Source organism: Lactobacillus sp. UMNPBX19 (assembly GCF_002553805.1).
GTDB lineage: Bacteria > Bacillota > Bacilli > Lactobacillales > Lactobacillaceae > Lactobacillus.
Genome location: NZ_PCYR01000117.1, coordinates 1 through 427, shown reverse-complemented (window position 1 = coordinate 427; position 427 = coordinate 1). Strand labels below are relative to the sequence as shown.

The following is a 427-nucleotide window of genomic DNA, read 5'->3' as shown; positions in this document are numbered from 1 at the left end:
CTCTCCAAAATATAATATCCTTTGTCTTTAGCAATCGTTTGCACATTGCCAAATAATTCAGCCATTAATTTTTTAGCAGAAGGTGCTCCCTGTTTTTTCTGTAAAACAACGGTCAAGGTTCCACCATCAACTAAGTGGTCAACTGCCCCGGCAATCATATCCGTTACAATTTGTTTACCAGCTCGCACAGGTGGATTAGTTAGAATCGCCGCGAATTTTCCCGATACCTGCTCATATCGGTCAGATTGTCTTACTGAAATTTGTTGCGCCACATGATTTTGTTCAGCATTACGTGCGACTAATTCTACAGCACGCGCATTAATTTCAGCGGCTACGAATTCTCGTTCTGGCATAACTTTCGCCAAACTGATGGCTACTGGGCCATAACCCGCACCCAAATCTAAAATTTTACCTGCGGGGATGTCTT

At 42.9% G+C, this 427-nt stretch carries 1 protein-coding gene; it reads right to left on the bottom strand.

What is annotated here, in order from left to right; genetic code table 11:
* Positions 1 to 427, bottom strand: a 427-nt coding sequence (locus CP370_RS09355) for a class I SAM-dependent methyltransferase (protein ID WP_143467895.1), incomplete at both ends; no start/stop codon positions are given.